General features: G+C 43.1%; 14 protein-coding genes and 1 pseudogene. 6 read left to right on the top strand and 9 right to left on the bottom strand.

Features of this window, described 5'->3' with window-relative positions; all coding sequences use genetic code 11:
• The first annotated feature begins 32 nt into the window (after positions 1–32).
• The 6 genes from VXP95_RS02710 to VXP95_RS02685 all read left to right on the top strand — a co-directional run bounded on the left by VXP95_RS02710 (position 33) and on the right by VXP95_RS02685 (position 5510).
• Entirely contained in the window at positions 33–518 is a 486-nt protein-coding gene (locus tag VXP95_RS02710) for an NUDIX hydrolase (RefSeq protein WP_416711356.1), read from the top strand.
• Positions 519–522: 4 nt separating this feature from the next.
• The gene (mnmA, locus tag VXP95_RS02705) at positions 523–1662 is read left to right on the top strand and encodes a tRNA 2-thiouridine(34) synthase MnmA (protein ID WP_064095481.1); all 1140 of its coding nucleotides are present in this window, start codon (positions 523–525) and stop codon (positions 1660–1662) included.
• A 7-nt stretch (positions 1663–1669) separates the two neighbouring features.
• On the top strand, positions 1670–2401 hold the full coding sequence (gene hflD / locus VXP95_RS02700; RefSeq protein ID WP_416711355.1) for a high frequency lysogenization protein HflD: 732 nt from the start codon (positions 1670–1672) through the stop codon (positions 2399–2401).
• A gap of 54 nt (positions 2402–2455) precedes the next feature.
• On the top strand, positions 2456–3844 hold the full coding sequence (gene purB, locus VXP95_RS02695) for an adenylosuccinate lyase (RefSeq protein WP_064101388.1): 1389 nt from the start codon (positions 2456–2458) through the stop codon (positions 3842–3844).
• Positions 3845–3932: 88 nt separating this feature from the next.
• Entirely contained in the window at positions 3933–4568 is a 636-nt protein-coding gene (locus VXP95_RS02690; RefSeq protein ID WP_064101389.1) for a DUF2238 domain-containing protein, read from the top strand.
• A 345-nt stretch (positions 4569–4913) separates the two neighbouring features.
• Positions 4914–5510 carry a hypothetical protein gene (locus VXP95_RS02685; RefSeq protein WP_416679979.1) on the top strand — a complete coding sequence of 199 codons (597 nt, stop codon included), beginning with the start codon at positions 4914–4916 and terminating at the stop codon, positions 5508–5510.
• A gap of 133 nt (positions 5511–5643) precedes the next feature.
• Here the strand turns inward: VXP95_RS02685 and sohB are convergent, their stop codons facing one another.
• The 9 genes and pseudogenes from sohB to VXP95_RS02640 form a co-directional block, all read right to left on the bottom strand.
• Complete coding sequence (gene sohB, locus VXP95_RS02680) at positions 5644–6606, bottom strand: protease SohB (protein WP_416711353.1); 963 nt, start codon at positions 6604–6606, stop codon at positions 5644–5646.
• Positions 6607–6652: 46 nt separating this feature from the next.
• The gene (locus tag VXP95_RS02675) at positions 6653–7372 is read right to left on the bottom strand and encodes a hypothetical protein (protein ID WP_416711351.1); all 720 of its coding nucleotides are present in this window, start codon (positions 7370–7372) and stop codon (positions 6653–6655) included.
• Between the two features lie 98 nt (positions 7373–7470).
• On the bottom strand, positions 7471–8382 hold the full coding sequence (gene pstB / locus VXP95_RS02670; RefSeq protein WP_416679977.1) for a phosphate ABC transporter ATP-binding protein PstB: 912 nt from the start codon (positions 8380–8382) through the stop codon (positions 7471–7473).
• A 14-nt stretch (positions 8383–8396) separates the two neighbouring features.
• Complete coding sequence (gene pstA, locus VXP95_RS02665) at positions 8397–9788, bottom strand: phosphate ABC transporter permease PstA (protein ID WP_144724500.1); 1392 nt, start codon at positions 9786–9788, stop codon at positions 8397–8399.
• A complete protein-coding gene (gene pstC / locus VXP95_RS02660) occupies positions 9788–11167 on the bottom strand; it encodes a phosphate ABC transporter permease subunit PstC (RefSeq protein WP_064101392.1) in 1380 nt (459 codons plus the stop codon). The genes pstA and pstC overlap by 1 nt, the downstream gene beginning before the upstream one ends.
• A gap of 104 nt (positions 11168–11271) precedes the next feature.
• Entirely contained in the window at positions 11272–12303 is a 1032-nt protein-coding gene (locus tag VXP95_RS02655; protein ID WP_416711349.1) for a substrate-binding domain-containing protein, read from the bottom strand.
• Between the two features lie 460 nt (positions 12304–12763).
• Positions 12764–14025, bottom strand: a pseudogene (locus VXP95_RS02650) (MFS transporter).
• A 245-nt stretch (positions 14026–14270) separates the two neighbouring features.
• Positions 14271–15803: a pyridoxal phosphate-dependent decarboxylase family protein gene (locus VXP95_RS02645; protein ID WP_416711348.1), complete on the bottom strand. Its 1533-nt coding sequence runs from the start codon at positions 15801–15803 to the stop codon at positions 14271–14273.
• 3 nt (positions 15804–15806) lie between these two features.
• Complete coding sequence (locus tag VXP95_RS02640; protein WP_064095493.1) at positions 15807–17180, bottom strand: diaminobutyrate--2-oxoglutarate transaminase; 1374 nt, start codon at positions 17178–17180, stop codon at positions 15807–15809.
• Positions 17181–17380: the final 200 nt, after the last annotated feature.

Genomic DNA, 17380 nt, shown 5'->3' with positions numbered 1-17380 from the left:
CAATGGTGCATCCTTTTCCATGGTGCTGCCTTATGACCGCTTGGACTGCTCACGTCACCGTCGCAACTGTTGTTGAAAAAGACGGAAAGTTCCTGTTTGTAGAAGAACATGCTGAAGGTGTGATGCACACAGTTTTTAATCAGCCAGCAGGTCATGTCGAATGTGGTGAAACCATTATTGAAGCCGCCATTCGTGAAACTATGGAAGAAACAGGTCATACCGTGGAAGTAAAACACTTGTTGGGTATATATACCTATACTCCACCGATGTTCCCTGACCGCACCTATTACCGTTTCTGTTTCTTGGCCAATTCCATCGCCTATGATCCGAATGCCACTTTAGATACAGGCATTGTCGGTCCAGTGTGGATGACGCTTGATGAACTGATTGAGTCTGCTCGCGCACGTAGCCCACTGGTAATTAAAGCCGTGCAAGATGCACTTTCAGGTCAAAAATATCCTTTATCGCTCATTTACGAGCACCAAAATTCTCCCTTAATTTCAAATTTGGATGCCTAATCCTATGCAACAACGTGTCATCGTCGGTATGTCTGGTGGTGTAGATTCATCTGTGTCTGCAGCACTCCTACTTCAACAGGGTTATCAGGTTGAAGGTCTTTTCATGAAAAACTGGGAAGAAGATGACGGCACAGAATACTGTACGGCAATGGAAGATCTTGCCGATGCACAAGCCGTTTGCGACAAGATCGGGATTAAACTGCATACTGCCAATTTCGCGATGGAATACTGGGATCGCGTCTTCGAGCATTTCCTGGCTGAGTATGCTGCTGGCCGTACGCCAAACCCAGACATTTTATGTAATAAAGAAATTAAATTCCGGGCCTTTCTCGATCATGCAGTGAACCTGGGTGCAGACTTTATTGCGACAGGTCACTACTGCCGTCGTGGTGAAACCATGACCAACTCACGTGGTGAAGAATATGCACCTTTACTGCGTGGTGTGGACAATAACAAAGACCAGACTTACTTCCTGCATGCCGTTCATGGTCGTGAAATTAACAAGACCCTGTTCCCTGTTGGCGAAATTGAAAAGCCACAAGTCCGTAAAATTGCAGAAGAATTAGATCTGGTTACTGCCAAGAAAAAAGACTCGACTGGGATCTGTTTTATTGGTGAACGTCGTTTTAATGACTTCTTGAAGCAATATTTACCCGCTCAACCCGGAAAAATCGTACTGGAAGACGGTAAAGAGGTTGGTGATCATCACGGCTTAATGTACTATACGCTCGGTCAACGCGGTGGCATTGGTATTGGCGGTATGAAAGGAGCTGCTGAAGGCGCCTGGTTCGTATTGCATAAAGATATCGAAGGCAATCGTCTGGTGGTCGGCCAAGGCCATGAACATCCTCTCATGCAAAGTACTACACTTTGGAGTGAGGCAATTGACTGGGTGGCAGGTGAGCAGGATATTCCTGAAACAGGTTTCCGTTGCACAGCCAAAACCCGTTACCGTCAGACTGATCAGGCATGTACTGTGTATCAAGATTCAGAAGCGCCGAATGGTGTTCGTGTTGAGTTTGATGAACCTCAACGTGCGGTGACCCCAGGTCAAAGCGTGGTGTTCTATTCAGGTGAAGTTTGTTTAGGGGGGGGTGTGATTCATCATACCAATGCGCCTAAACCTGATTTTATAAAAGGATGAATTCGGCATGACGGAGTTACCATTTCAACCAGCCACAACGTTGAATACTCGTCAAAATCGTGCTTTGGCATTAGCAGGTGTGTTTCAGGCCACCCAGCTAACCCATATGACAGCGGTGACAGGTCAGCAAAGCATTGGTGAAAGTGGTAACTTCTATTTTGAACAGTTAATTAAAGCCAGTCTTAATATCCGCCCCGGCAGCAATCAGAACGCCCAGACTTTAGACTTTTTTAACCAGTTGGCCGATGTTTCCTTAGGTTTAAAAACATTAGAAAGCAGCCTTATTCAGCCCTTCAACACTTCACCCAAATCCAGAATTCCAAAACTTTCCAGTACAAAACTTCCAATGACCTATGCAATGGCACTTCTTCAGTTAGAAAAGAAGGTCTATAGCAATCCCAAATTTGTTGAAATTATTGAACAGTCCCAACAGAAAATTCTCAGACAGCTTTCTTTCTTTGATAATAATTACCTGCACCCCAGCATCATTGCCAATCTAGCTCAAACCTATGTCGATACGGCCGGTCAGATTAATCCGCGAATTATGGTACGTGGTAATGCCGAAGCCTTTAAAGATGCCGGACATACCAACCGCATTCGTGCGTCCTTATTTACCGGCTTGCAAATGGCACATCTGTGGCGTCAGCTCGGTGGCAGCTCTTGGGGCATGGTATTTGGCAAACGCAAGTTGCTACAAGATATTCACAATCTAGCGCGTTTACAGTTTCAGGTGGTTTAACTGATGCTGCACGTGTTTCGTTTTACGTTTAATTCCAAAATCTAAGGAATCGATATGAACGCTTTAACTGCACTTTCTCCATTAGATGGACGTTACGCGAGCAAATGTGATGCTCTACGTCCCTTTCTTTCTGAGTTTGGTTTAATCCATGCTCGTGTGACTGTTGAAGTGCGTTGGTTACAAGCGCTTGCAAACCATCCGGAAATTACTGAAGTTCCGGCGTTTTCAGGCGAAACTAATGCAGCGCTTGATGCGATTGTGAGCGATTTTTCTGAAGATGATGCCAATCGCATCAAAGAGATCGAACGCACCACCAACCACGACGTTAAAGCGGTTGAATATTTCCTGAAAGAAAAAATCGCTGGTATCGAAGAACTTAAAAATGCCGGTGAATTCATTCACTTTGCATGTACGTCTGAAGATATTAACAACCTGTCACATGCCTTGATGCTGAAAAGTGGTCGTGATGTACTGGTTGCATCTATGCAGCAAATCATTGATTCAATCGTTGCGCTTTCTGAAAAACATGCAGACCAGCCAATGTTGTCTCGTACTCATGGTCAAACTGCAAGCCCGACGACTTTGGGTAAAGAAATGGCGAACGTGGCTTACCGTCTTGCACGCCAAATCAAACAGTTCAAAAATGTTGAGCTACTGGGCAAAATCAATGGTGCAGTCGGTAACTACAATGCGCACTACTCTGCTTACCCAGACATCAACTGGCCTGCGCATTCACAAGCATTTGTAGAGTCTTTGGGTCTAGACTTCAACCCGTACACCACTCAGATCGAGCCACATGACTACATGGCAGAACTGTTTGATGCGCTTCGTCGTTTCAACACAATCTTGATCGATTTTAACCGTGATGTTTGGGGTTATATTTCGCTTGGTTTCTTCAAGCAAAAGCTGAAAGATGGCGAAGTCGGTTCTTCAACCATGCCACATAAAGTGAACCCGATTGACTTCGAAAACTCTGAAGGTAACTTAGGGCTTGCCAATGCTGTACTTGCCCACTTAGGTGAAAAACTTCCAATTTCTCGCTGGCAGCGTGACCTGACTGACTCTACTGTGCTTCGCAACATGGGTGTTGGTTTTGCGCAGAGCTTAATCGCGTTTGAAGCGTGCTTAAAAGGTATTGGCAAACTTGAGTTGAACGCTGCGCGGATCAATGAAGACCTGGACAATGCACAAGAAGTATTGGCTGAACCAATTCAAACTGTAATGCGTCGTTACAACGTTGAAAAACCGTACGAAAAACTAAAAGCACTTACTCGTGGTCAAGCCATGACTCGCGACATGATGGTTGATTTCGTAAATGGTAACGAGTTGGAAGCTGTTCCTGCTGCTGAGCGGGCGCGTTTAGCAGAAATGACTCCTGCTACTTACACAGGTAATGCTGCAGATCAGGCAAAACAAATTAAGGACTTGATCGCTAAAATTTAATTCGGACGATTAAGACTAAAAGCGAAGCTCCGGCTTCGCTTTTTTATTTATAATTATGATCAGTTTAAAATAATTGCATAAGACGCCGATGATAGATCATCAATTAAGTAGCAAGCATTTTGTCAGTTTAGCGATTCTGGCAATCGCAGTTATAGTGGCCAGCATTCAACCTTTAGAAATAGAGTCATATTTGCTCCATCAAGCGGGCACAGTTTTTATGGTGCTGATGCTACTCCTCTGCTTATATAAGATCGGAATAAATTTTCTCAGTTTTAATCTTTATATTCTTTTTCTGCTGATCCATGTGGTAGCAGCCCATTATCTGTATTCTTATGTGCCATATAACCAGTGGATTGAGCAAATTTTTGGTTTTAATCTGAATGAAACAATGCATTGGTCACGCAATATGTTTGACCGTTTTGTTCACTTGGCCTACGGATTATTACTTTATCCTGTTTTTTATCGTTTGTTTCAAGTCTGGATTCCACAGCAGAAACCACTCACGATTTTTCTTTTGGTTATTCAATTTGTGATGGCCGGCAGCCTGATTTATGAATGGCTTGAATGGTTCATTGCTATTCGTCTGTCTGCAGAGGATGCGGAAAACTATAATGGACAGCAAGGCGATATCTGGGATGCACATAAAGATATGTTACTTGCAACCATTGGTGCCATAATCACAGGCAGCATCATGTTAATACAGTCGGATAAACAGTCTTCCTGACACTATCTTCTAATTTTATTAAAAAAATCATTTATATAGAATTTTATTTTCCACAATTAAATTTGACTTAAAATTGATATTAATTTTTAGCATAAAAATATTTATAGGAGACTCCCTGATAATAAAATGCTCTATTAATGGAAAGTTAAAATAAAATTTTAACTTTATTAATTCAATTTAATTCTGAGCAAGATAAAAGTAAAACCAGGACATCATTTTCCTTATTTGACTATACATGATCATATATAACTAAACACACCTTAATATCAACAAAAATTAACCCATTTAATAGACCTGAGATTGTATGATCTTCGATATCGAATAATTAAAACTAGGTAATAAGAAATGGCTCACAATATTATTCTGATCACATGGAATGAACCCTCAAAAGCCTTTGAAGGTTTTAATAAATTAAAAAATTCACCTATCCAAAATATTAACGAAATTACCCTTCTCAAACGTCAAGAAAATGGAAATTTCAAAATTGAGGAACAATTAGATCCTAGGCAGGATAGCGGCTTGGTAGGCGGAGGCCTGCTTGGTGCCTTAATTGGAATATTAGGCGGCCCACTCGGGATTGTTCTAGGCTTTACCGCGGGTGCATTACTCGGTGAGTCTTATGACATTAATCATGAGCAGGACGATATGGCTGTATTGACAAAAATCAGCCAAGCCTTACCTGAAGAAAGTACAGGCTTGCTCATTGATGCTTATGAAGAATCTGAAGATTTTATTGATGCTTTATTTGACAAAACCGGTGCAACCATTTATCGCTGGAGTTTTGATGATGTGCAATCAGAAATTGAAGCGAGCGTTGAAGCTTGGCATGAATCGCAGCGTATCGCCAATGTAACCCTAAAAGAACAAAAAAAGGCTGAACACAAAGCAAGACGTCAAGCAAAATGGGAAGCTCTTAAATCCCGCTTCCATCTGTCCAAATAACCCAGCGAACAGATGGTCCAATCTTGAATCAATATCCTGTGATTACATCTTCAATGCAGGACATTTATTGTATAGATAAAAAAAGCTCACATTCTGTGAGCTTTTTTTATTCACTAACTTTTATAACCAATGATTACAGTTTTGGATCACGCATTTGTACCAAGTTTGCATTTGCTTTGCTTAAGCTTTCCATGACTTTATTCATGACAGTCGGCACAAGTGAATCAGCAATTTGCGCTGCTTGCAGGCCCAATTTTTCACCCAAAGTTGGTTTCTTGCGAGTCTGCAGTAAATAAATATCATGCTGAGTTAACACATTAAGCAAGTATTCATCCGAGGTTTGTAGGGTATCAACAAGATTAAGATCCAGCGCATCCCGACCATACCAATGCTCACCGGTTGCTACTTTTTCAATATTGAGCTGCGGGCGATACTTCTCAACAAAATGTTTGAATAAAGCATGGGTTTGCTGCAATTCTTCCTCAAACTTGGCTTTACCCTCTTCGGTATTTTCACCGAACATAGTCACAGTACGTTTGTACTCACCTGCGGTATAGAGTTCAAAGTCAATTTTGTTATCTTTCAACAGACGGTTAAAATTTGGTACCTGAGCAACCACTCCAATTGAACCCACAATTGCAAAAGGCGCCGAAATAATTTCATTAGCGATACATGCCATCATATAGCCACCACTAGCGGCTACTTTATCGACACAGATGGTCAGATGAAAACCTGCTTCACGTAAACGCACTAGTTGCGCTGCAGCAAGTCCATAACCATGCACCATACCGCCTGGACTTTCCAGACGCACCACAACACGGTCACGGCCTGCTTTGGCAGTGGCGAGAATCAAAGTGATTTCTTCACGCAAACCTTCTACTGCGGAAGCAGCCATATCACCTTTAAAATCGAGTACATAGATTTTCTGATTGGTTTTCTTACGCGCACGCGCCTCTTTTGACAGTTGTTGTGACAACTGTAAAAGTTCCAGTTTAGAGCCAGTAGTTTGCGCTATTTTTTTTCTTTGTTCATTGATACGCGCATTGAGATGACTAATACGGATTTCAGCGGGCAGTTTCGGACTATGAAATAACATAAAAAATCTATTCTCTATTTAATTCGGCTTATAGCTTTAGATTAGGTCAATTTGGTATTTTTTCAACCATATTATTAACTGAATTCTCTCGCACTGCTTTTAGTTGCAAAATTTGATATTGCCGATGTACTTCAGCAATCGACAACAACCTTATAAATAAAGGGAATTGGCTATAATAAAGTACGCCTATAATCAAAGCATTGATTGGCCACCACGCAAGAATCCAAAAACTCGACCCTCTGCTACTCGTAAATGGTGTAACCCAAACATACATTGCAATACAACCATAAATCACGACACCAATCACTAGATATTGAAACCATGGATGTTTCAAAAAATGTCGTAGAAATGAATTCGTCATTTTTTGCTGACCAGACCAATCATTATCTATATCTACACTTTCGACCACATGTCTCAATTTAAATTGATACTGCGCATAAGCTCTAATGTATGCATACCATTTCTGTCGAAAAGCAACAGTAGCTTTGAGCTGTCTAAAACGCAAGTAAATTAGAGGTACAATGAATATGGAAACTGTCACATAAACATCATATAACCATCGATGGTAATTCGTCATACCTGTACTTTGAGAGGTGGGAAACCAACCCTCATGGACAAATAGCATCGCCATCACAATACTAAACGTGACCCAAAAAGCACTTAAATAACTTGGGAAATGAACTGAGCCAAATAATGCGCTATATAGCACTTGCTGTGTTTCAGCAACGACTTTACCCTCTTCTTTTGTCAAATGGTAATTGCGCATGCCTGTTTCATTTTATAATTTTGATCAATTACACACATCATAACAAAAAAAAAACAGAATCCTAAGATTCTGTTTTAAAATATTTCTTTAAATATTGATTAACCAAAACGACCTGTAATATAGGCTTCAGTCAATTGATGATCTGGCTGGGTAAAGACTTTCTCAGTCGAGTTCACCTCAATCAGATCACCCAAATGGAAGTAAGCGGTACGGTCAGAAACACGCGCTGCCTGTTGCATTGAGTGCGTTACGATTGCAATCGTGTACTGAGTCGAAAGTTCAGAAATCAGCTCTTCCACTTTAGCGGTTGCAATTGGATCAAGTGCAGAACATGGTTCATCCATCAGAATCACTTCAGGAGAAACCGCAATGGTACGTGCGATACACAGACGTTGCTGCTGACCACCTGATAAACCTGTTCCCGGCTGATTCAAACGGTCTTTCACTTCTTCCCACAAGCCGGCTTTACGTAGGCTGCCTTCCACAATTTCCTCAAGATCATACTTGTCACGTGCTAAACCGTGCAATTTCGGGCCATATGCTACGTTATCAAAAATTGATTTCGGAAACGGATTCGGCTTCTGGAACACCATACCGACTTGGGCACGCAACAATACCACATCCAGGTTTGGATCATAAATATCCTGATTGTCCAGCATCACCTTACCACTCACCCGACAACTGTCGATAGTGTCATTCATGCGATTTAAGGTACGCAGGAAGGTTGATTTACCACAGCCTGAGGGCCCAATAAAAGCAATCACTTCATTTTCATAAATGTTCAGGTCAATACCCTTAATCGCTTCCGCTTCACCATAGTACACATGCACATCGGAAGTACTAAGTTTCACATTCGTCGCCTTTACATCTTTTTTGCTGCTTTGCGTATCGAACTGGGAAACAAACGGAGTTGCCGGCTTTTGGGTCGCCTCATCCGAGCTAAATTGTGTCTGTTGTGAATTCACGGATTGATCCTTTTCTAAGGAATTTTGAATAATAGTTGTGTTCATGATTCTGCCCCCTATTACCAACGGACTTCAAATTTCTTACGTAGCCAGATAGCCAGACTGTTCAAGCTGATCATCATGGCCAGAAGTACAATAATTGCCGCTGCAGTACGACCTTCAAAGAAGTTACGCAATTCATTGCCTTGCCATAAGAAAATCTGCACCGGTAAAGCCGTTGACTGATCAAATGGAGTAGCTGGAACGCTGGCAACAAAAGCACTCATTCCGATCAATAATAATGGTGCTGTTTCACCCAAAGCTTGTGCAACTCCGATGATTGCGCCCGTTAAAATACCCGGCAAAGCCAATGGCAACACATGATGGAATACTGTCTGAATACGGGAAGCGCCGAGTCCTAAAGCTGCCTGACGAATCGAAGGTGGAACAGCTTTAAGTGATGCACGTGTGGTAATAATCACGGTCGGCAAGGTCATCAGACTCAGAACCAGACCACCCACCAATGGTGCTGAGAGTGGCAAATGCATCCAGCCAATGAAAATTGCTGCACCCAACAGACCGAAGACAATTGAGGGAACGGCTGCCAGATTGTTGATATTGACTTCTACGACATCGGTAATCCAGTTTTTCGGTGCAAATTCTTCCAGATAGATCGCAGAGGCTACCCCGATTGGAATCGAGATAAAGATCACGATCATCATCATGAACAGCGAGCCCATGAAGGCACCTGCCAGTCCGGAAGTTGCCGGCGAACTGCGCGAATCCGGGCTAGTAAAAATATTGGTATTGAAACTATTCTCGATTACACCAGCGGCTTTCATTTCATCCGCCACCTGACGTACTTCAGGACTTAGTTGCTGCTGTTCATCTGGAAGATCACGGTCAATATTTCCAGCTAACCAGACATCAACATTAGCATCAGCCAGAATTTTCACTTCTTTGCTTTGACCGACCAGAGCTGGATCTTTCATAACCATGTCACGCAAACGGTAAGCTTCCGAGCTAGTATATATAGAACCCAGTTCATCACGTTGACTTTCCAGCTTGCGGTCTTTGGCAATCATGCCGTTGATAATCAGGGCATCCCAATCCACCATGCCCACTTCGGTCTGCCATGCAATAAAGCGATCTTCAAACTGCGCCGGAGATTCTCCTGCAAGAGGCTTTGGTTTCGGGCCAATATTCACAATGGCAGGATCGAAATAGATCGGCAAATTCATACTGCTTTGCCAGAATGCAGGAAGACCTTTGGACAAAATGCTACCGAACAGCAATACCACAAAGAACAAACCTGCAAGTACCGCAGAGAAACCAAATAGACGGAAGGTTTTTTCTTTACGATGACGTCGTGCCAAAGAGCTTTGAATGGTCTTCTTACGCTTTTCACGCAGCTCGGCAGCGACGGATGGATCAATACGCTGATCCACAGGCGTTGTATTTGAAGTACTCATTAGTCGTATTGCTCACGATATTTACGCACGATGATCAGTGCAACAATGTTCAAACCTAAGGTAATGACGAATAGCGTCAATCCTAGTGCAAAGGCCACCAGTGCTTGCGGACTAGCAAAATCAGTATCACCAGTTAGCTGATTGACGATGGTAATCGTAACCGTAGATACGGCTTCAAGCGGATTGGCATGCAGCTGCGGACTGTTACCGGCTGCCAGGACCACAATCATGGTCTCACCAATCGCACGTGACGCTGCCAACAGGAACGCACCAATAATACCGGGCAAGGCTGCAGGTAAAACCACCTGACGGATCGTTTCAGATTTGGTGGCACCCAAACCCAAAGAACCATCACGTAAAGCACGCGGTACTTGGGTAATGATGTCATCTGACAGAGAAGATACAAATGGAATGATCATGATGCCCATGACCAGACCGGCTGTCAGCGCACTGGTGGCATTAATTTCGAGTCCAACCAGAGCACCCATGCTTTTAAGGAATGGACCGATAATCATTAAGGCAAAGACACCATAGACAATCGTAGGAATACCCGCCAACACTTCAATGGTTGGTTTTGCCCAAGAGCGGAATCTCGGTGAGGCATACTCTGCCAGATAGATCGCAATCATCAGACCTACTGGAACCGCAACCAGAAGTGCGATCCCGCTGACCATGAGCGTGCCCCATAACAATGGCAATAAACCATAACTGCCCTCAGCACTGCCTGAGGTACTAAAACCCGGGTTCCATTCGGTACCAAAGAAGAAATCCAGTGGGCTGACAAAGCTGAAGAAGCGCATCGCCTCGCCAAACATCGACATCACAATCCCGAGGGTGGTCAGAATTGCCACACCAGAACACAATGCCAGGCCGATATTAATCATTTTCTCGACCTGGTTACGCGCACGAAATTCCTGGCTAATATGTTTCTTGGCCCAGACCAGACCAGCCAGCGCTGCCGAAATCACTACTGCCAGTTTGGCAAAGGTACCGATGGTTGAAAATTTAGCCAGCTGTTCTGCCGCTGCGACCTCATAAGCTGCAGGGGTATCACTCACCCCAAAACCTGAAGCTAGTGCCTGAACACGATCGATGACAACACTCAGACTTGCCGAATCCAGACTGGCCGAAACATTTTCTGGCAAATGCTTAAGTACCACCTGCTCCAGAAAACTTGGCTCAACCATGTTCCAAACAATCAAAATTAAAAACGCAGGGATACCACACCATAGTGCAACCAGGGCACCATAATATCCGGGACGCGAGTGTAAGTTTGCAGAATTGCTTCCCTTACCTGCTAAGTTACGGCTTTTACTTAATCCGATTTGATAGGCTATGGCCATGATGGCCAATAACACACCTATAAGTAGCAGATTCATGTATTCTCCACTGTTTTTTCAATTTTAATGGTTTGAAAAAACTTGTTTATCGCAAAAAGCCGATGGCAGGTTGACCCTACCACCAGCATTTTCAAAATCAGTGATTACTTCACTACAACCACTTTACCCGCCTTGAAATTTGCCAGAACTGCTGCACGTTCTTTATCAGACATTGAAATCAGACCTGCTTTTTCCAGCTTAGAGCCTTTGCCAGACACTTTTTTGTTCAGGAAGTATTCAGTAAACTGCGGTAAGCCTTTGATTGATTTTAAGTGTTCACCTTTAACGTAGAAGAACAGTGGGCGAGATACCGGATAAGCACCATTTAAAATGGTCTTTTCAGAAGGTGCTACATTGTTTACCGTCGCAACACGCAGACGGTCACGGTTCTGGTCATAGAAACCTAAGCCAAACACACCCACCGCACTTGGAGAAGTTTTCAAACGTGCCAATGTTTCGGTATAGTCACCGGCAATCTCAACTACACGGCCATCTTTACGGAATGTAGAACAGGCTTTTTTCTTGGCATCTTTGTCTAGAGACTTAATTGCAGCGTACGTTTCACAACCTGCATCCACCATTTTCTCCTGGAAGACTTCGCGCGTACCATGATTCGAAGCCGGGATTACCAGTGTGATCGGTTCATTCGGCAGATTTTTATCAATCTGGTTCCAACGTGTATAAGGGTTAGCAACCATTTTTCCATTGGACGGAAGCTCTGCAGCAAGTGCAGCGAAGACATGTTGTGGACGCAGCTTATAAGCAGCTTTGTTGGCATTTGAAGCAAATACAATACCGTCGTAACCGATTTTGATTTCTAATACCTGATTAACGCCATTCTTTTTACATTCTGCCAGTTCAGTACTTTTGATTTGACGAGAAGAGTTTGCGATATCGATGGTGTTGTCCCCTACACCATTACAGAACTGCTTTAAGCCACCTGAAGAACCGCCAGAACCCACGACTGGTGTTTTAAACTGTGGAAAAGTATTACCGAATTCTTCCGCAACGATACTGGCATATGGAAGTACAGTTGAAGAACCTGCAATTTGAATAGTGTCACGAGCTGCGTGTGCAGTCGTTACAGCAGCTGCCCCGGTTACTGCTAATGCTAAAGCTATATTTGTAAAGCGCATTCTAGTATCTCTCTCATTTATGCAAATTTGGAGTACACCACTTTTTATTCAGTTTTGTACTTCTTTCGATACCTGCATTTTGATTTTAGAATATGACAGATAAGTTACAGCTTTATTACGATTTAGTGATTTTTAATCTAGCGGTTTTTTCTTGATTAAATTTTTATGGATTTCAATGATTAAGTTCTTTTTGTCATTCGGTTCAATTAAAATTTTAGACCAATGACATGTAACAATTTTTATAAACCTGAACTCAGAATAAATCCTGCTCCCCAGTTTTACATAAGTCTATGACAAATAAATAACAGGCTAAACGGGATTCAGACCTTCCGTGTTTTTGTTTTGAATTTCGATCTGGGAAATGACCTTTTTTGTTTTTTTTAAAGCCCACAAAAAAAGGAGATCTTTCGATCTCCTTTTTATTTAAATATAGAAATTTGATTTAGTGACAAACAAAGTATTATATGCGGACTTGAACCTGTTGAATGCGATATTTAATCAGGAAGACACAGCAAAGAGCCAATACTAAAGGTACGCCGAGCGCATAAAAATAACCTGAAACACCATATTGCGTGAGTACAATTCCGCCAATGGCTGATCCTAAAATTGCACCCATACGGCCCATTCCAATTGCCCACCCTGTGGCAGTTGCTCGAACTTGAGTTGGATATGCAGCGACCACCAGGTAATTCAAAGCCAACTGCTGACCGCCAATTCCAAATCCTGCCAATGCAATCAAAGCGAAGATATAGCCCCACTGATTACTTTCAATAAATAAACCTAAAGCAGCAACGATCACCAATCCTGTAATTAGCATAAAAGTGAGAATTTTAGCTGTATTTACTTTAGGTAGCCAATAAGCTAATGGCAAGGCAAATAAGATAAAGGCGGCATTTACTGTAACGGATGCATAAGGCGCATTTTCCGGGGCCAATCCTGCCTGTTTCAATACAGTCGGTAACCATGATAACAACATGAACCACGCAATCCAGTTAAAGAAATAAGTACCCCATACGCCAATGGTAGTACGAGCCAAATTATTTTGAAACAAGATCGCCAACTTGGCTTTTTGTTGTTGTGTCTTATTTGGCTGAAGTAGGTCTTTGGCTTTAATCTCGCCAATCCCCGGAGAAATTTTATTGAGAATTTTTTGAATTGATCTCAAAGAGGAACTTTTATTGTTTTGCGCTAAATATTCCAAAGATTCAGGCAACAAGAAATACATGACAAACAGCAATAGCAACGGGAATCCACCGCCAATCAAATAGATCCCTTGCCAACCTTGGCAGCCAGTAAGCCACCTAACATTGCCCCTGCTGGCAAGGCTAACAAAACGCCTGTAGTAACTGTGCCTTTGAAACGTTGCGGAGAATATTCGGCAGCCAATGCAAGCAACACAGGTGTCGCTCCACCCATCCCCAATCCTGCAATAAATCTCAATACTAATATTTGATCAACACTCGTCACATACGCAATAAATATAGTTGCTAGAGAAAAAATGGCCGTACATATGATTAATGTTTTTCGACGTCCTAATTTATCCCCTACTAGTCCTAAGAGCATTGCACCTATCGTCATTCCGACGATACCTGCAGTTAAAATCGGTGCTAATGCGCCTGTTTCTAAGTCAAAGTGTACTAGCAAGGCGGGTGCGGTAAATGCAACAGCTTGGGTGTCAAAACCATCAAATAATGCAATCAGAAAACAAAGTGCAATGACCATCCACTGATACTTAGAAATTCCTTGATCAATCACTGTTTTGATGAGTGACTTTTCTTGTATATTTTGCTCCATATTCCCGAGTTTTCCATTTTATTTTGAATAGCTTATAATTTTGAAAAACACGCAGCAAAGACTTAAAAGGTATATTTATATATTGAGGCTAGTTTAATCCTGGCCTCTAAAACTATAATTTAATTATAAAAAAAGGAGATCATTTCGATCTCCTTTTTTCACACTACAATCACTTATGCAATGGGTGGCGTATAAGTGCCATCAGCGATTGAATCCTTGATTCGATCCGCTTCTGCAAGCACCAAAGCCAACAGGTTTTTTACATTATCAAGCGTTGCAACCGGGCTTAAAGTGGTCATTTTCAGAGACTGAACCTGACCCACTTTCGTCACACCAATGTTCGCTTCACCACGCGCAAACAGTTCGTCTGCTACGTTCTGGTTTAGGGCATCCAAAAATTCAACCGGATAGCCCGCTGGAACTACACGGAACAGAACTGATGCAAATTGCGGCTCGACCAGAAGTTCCAGACCATCCGTTGCCTTGATGTAATCTGCTACTTCACGCGTCAATTTTACGCCATGGTCAATCATTGAACCATATAACTCTTCACCAAGTGCTTCAACGGTCATCCACAATTTCAACGCGTCAAAACGACGAGTCGTTTGCAGAGACTTCGATACCAGGTTTGGAACGCCATGCTCTTCATCATAAGCGGAGTTTAGGTACTCTGCTTCATAATGCATGAAACGGTAATTCGCTTCATCTTTCAGCAGGAACGCGCCACAAGAAATGGTTTGGAAATAATGCTTATGAAAATCAAGCGTGATCGAGTCAGATAATTCAATACCATCTAGCATTGAACGATATTCATTCGACAGGATCAGTGCACCACCCCATGCCGCATCGATATGCATCCACGCGCCATATTTATTGGTGATGTCACGAATTTCTTTCAACGGATCAATTGCGCCAGCATCCGTTGTACCTGCAGTTGCAACTACGCAAGCCACGATCTTGCCTTCAGACTGAAGGTGAGCCATGGTTTTTTCCAGAGCATCAACATCCATCTGTGCATTTTCATTCACAGGAACAGTTACAACAGACTGGAAGCCCATGCCCATCATGGCCATGTTCTTTTGCACAGAGAAATGTGCATTTTCAGAACAGATGACTTTGACATTACGCATTGCATCCGCAGGAATACCATCACGCTGAACAGACCACGGATTGCCGTTTTCGTCTTTCCAGTTTTTTGCGATGCAGGCATCACGTGCCAGCAATACACCCATCAGGTTCGATTGTGTACCACCAGAAGTAAATACCCCTGCCTGACCTGAACCATAACCCACTTTTTGACGCAACCAGTCGATTAACTGAACTTCCATCAAAGAACCCGCTGGGCTTTGATCCCAAGAGTCCATTGACTGGTTAGTTGCATTAATCAGCACTTCTGCAATCTGGCTTGCCACCATGGTAGGACAGTGCAAATGCGCTAGAGAATGCGGATGATGTACTTTCAGGCTTTTGTTGAGGAATAGCTCAACCATACGCTCTAAAGACTTCTGGAGGCCCATACCTTCTTGAGAAGGCTTGAAAGAAATTGCGCTACGCAATTCCTTAATGCTACCGCCTGGGTACATTTTGTCGTCTTGCAACCATGCTGCAACCGCTTTGGTCGCCTGTTCCATTGCTGACTCATAGTCAGCAATGGATGCAGCATCATTGCAGAGTAACGCTTTACGATGTTCTGCAAAATCTACCATGAATTATACGCCTCGAACTGCTATCAGAGCTTCAGCAACCGCTCTCTTGAAGCGGACAATAACTTCTTCACATTCTGTTTGAGTGATGATCAGTGGGCAAAGTAAACGGATTACCGTACCGTTACGGCCACCTTTTTCAAGTAACAGTTTGTTGTTGAAACAAGCGGTCTGAATTGCTGCGGCCAATTGACCATCAGCAGGCAAAGAGCCCATATGATCCGCTGGTTTACGCTCGTCAACAATCTCAACCCCGATCATCAGACCACGGCCACGCACGTTGCCAATACATGGGAATTCATTGGCTAACTCTTTTAATGCAGACTGTAGATAATCACCGCGCTCTTGTGCATTTTGCGCCAGGTTCTGCTCTTTAATCGTATTGATTGTCGCAAGACCCGTACCCATAGCCAACTGGTTGCCACGGAAAGTACCGGTATGACCGGCAGGCTGCCATGCATCAAACTTGCGTTTAATACCTAGAACCGCAAGCGGCAGGCTACCACCCACGGCTTTAGACATCACTACAACATCAGGCTCAATGCCGGCATGTTCGAATGCAAACATCTTGCCTGAACGCGCAAAGCCTGCCTGTACTTCATCAAGAATCAACACGATGTTGTGCTTTTCAGTCACTTCACGGATTTTTTGCAACCATTTTACTGGCGCAGTCACCACACCGCCTTCACCCTGAATCGCTTCGAGGATTACAGCTGCAGGTTTGGTCACGCCGCTTTCGACATCCTCAATGAAGTTTTCAAAGTAGTAAGTCAGGGCATCTACACCGGCTTCACCGCCAAGACCCAATGGGCAACGGTATTCATGCGGATACGGCATAAATTGCACGCCTGGCATTAAACCGTTCACTGCATTTTTCGCAGACAGGTTACCTGTCATTGCCAATGCACCGTGAGTCATACCATGATAACCGCCAGAGAAGCTGATCACAGAGCTACGACCGGTAAAGGTTTTCGCCAGTTTAATCGCGGCTTCAGTTGCATCTGCACCGGATGGACCACAGAACTGCAAGCAGTACTCTTCTTGGCCACCTGGAAGATAAGAAAGAAGTGCTTCAGTAAAAGCATCTTTTAAAGGAGTAGTAAGATCCAGGGTATGCAATGGTAAACCGCTTGCAATCGTATCCTGGATACTTTGAATGACTGCAGGATGATTATGGCCTAATGCCAACGTCCCTGCCCCAGCTAAACAATCAAGGTACTCAGTACCTTCAACATCGGTAACCCAGCAACCTTGTGCTTTCGCTATCGCTAACGGTAATTTACGTGGATAACTACGCACATTCGATTCCATCTGACTTTGGCGAGTCAAGTAGTATTCGTTTGTGGAATTGGTGGCAGGGTTTACAGAAGTAACGCTCATATCGAATTACCATCTCTGATATGGGTGAAAGAAATAAGTCTGGTGACGTTTGGTCCTTTGACTCGGCGCTTTATAAGGTTCTAGCTAGCAGTTTTGTATTCGAATAACTAGGAGGCGGATGATACCGAATTTTTCAGGAAAATAAATAACTTTCAGTCACATTTTGTCCTAATCTTTATCGAAAAAAAACATCGTGCCAA

Source organism: Acinetobacter sp. 226, from assembly GCF_048147925.1.
In the GTDB taxonomy this organism is placed as follows: domain Bacteria; phylum Pseudomonadota; class Gammaproteobacteria; order Pseudomonadales; family Moraxellaceae; genus Acinetobacter; species Acinetobacter pecorum.
The sequence above is the reverse complement of the archived record's forward strand: the minus strand, read 5'-3'. Positions and strand labels throughout refer to the sequence as shown.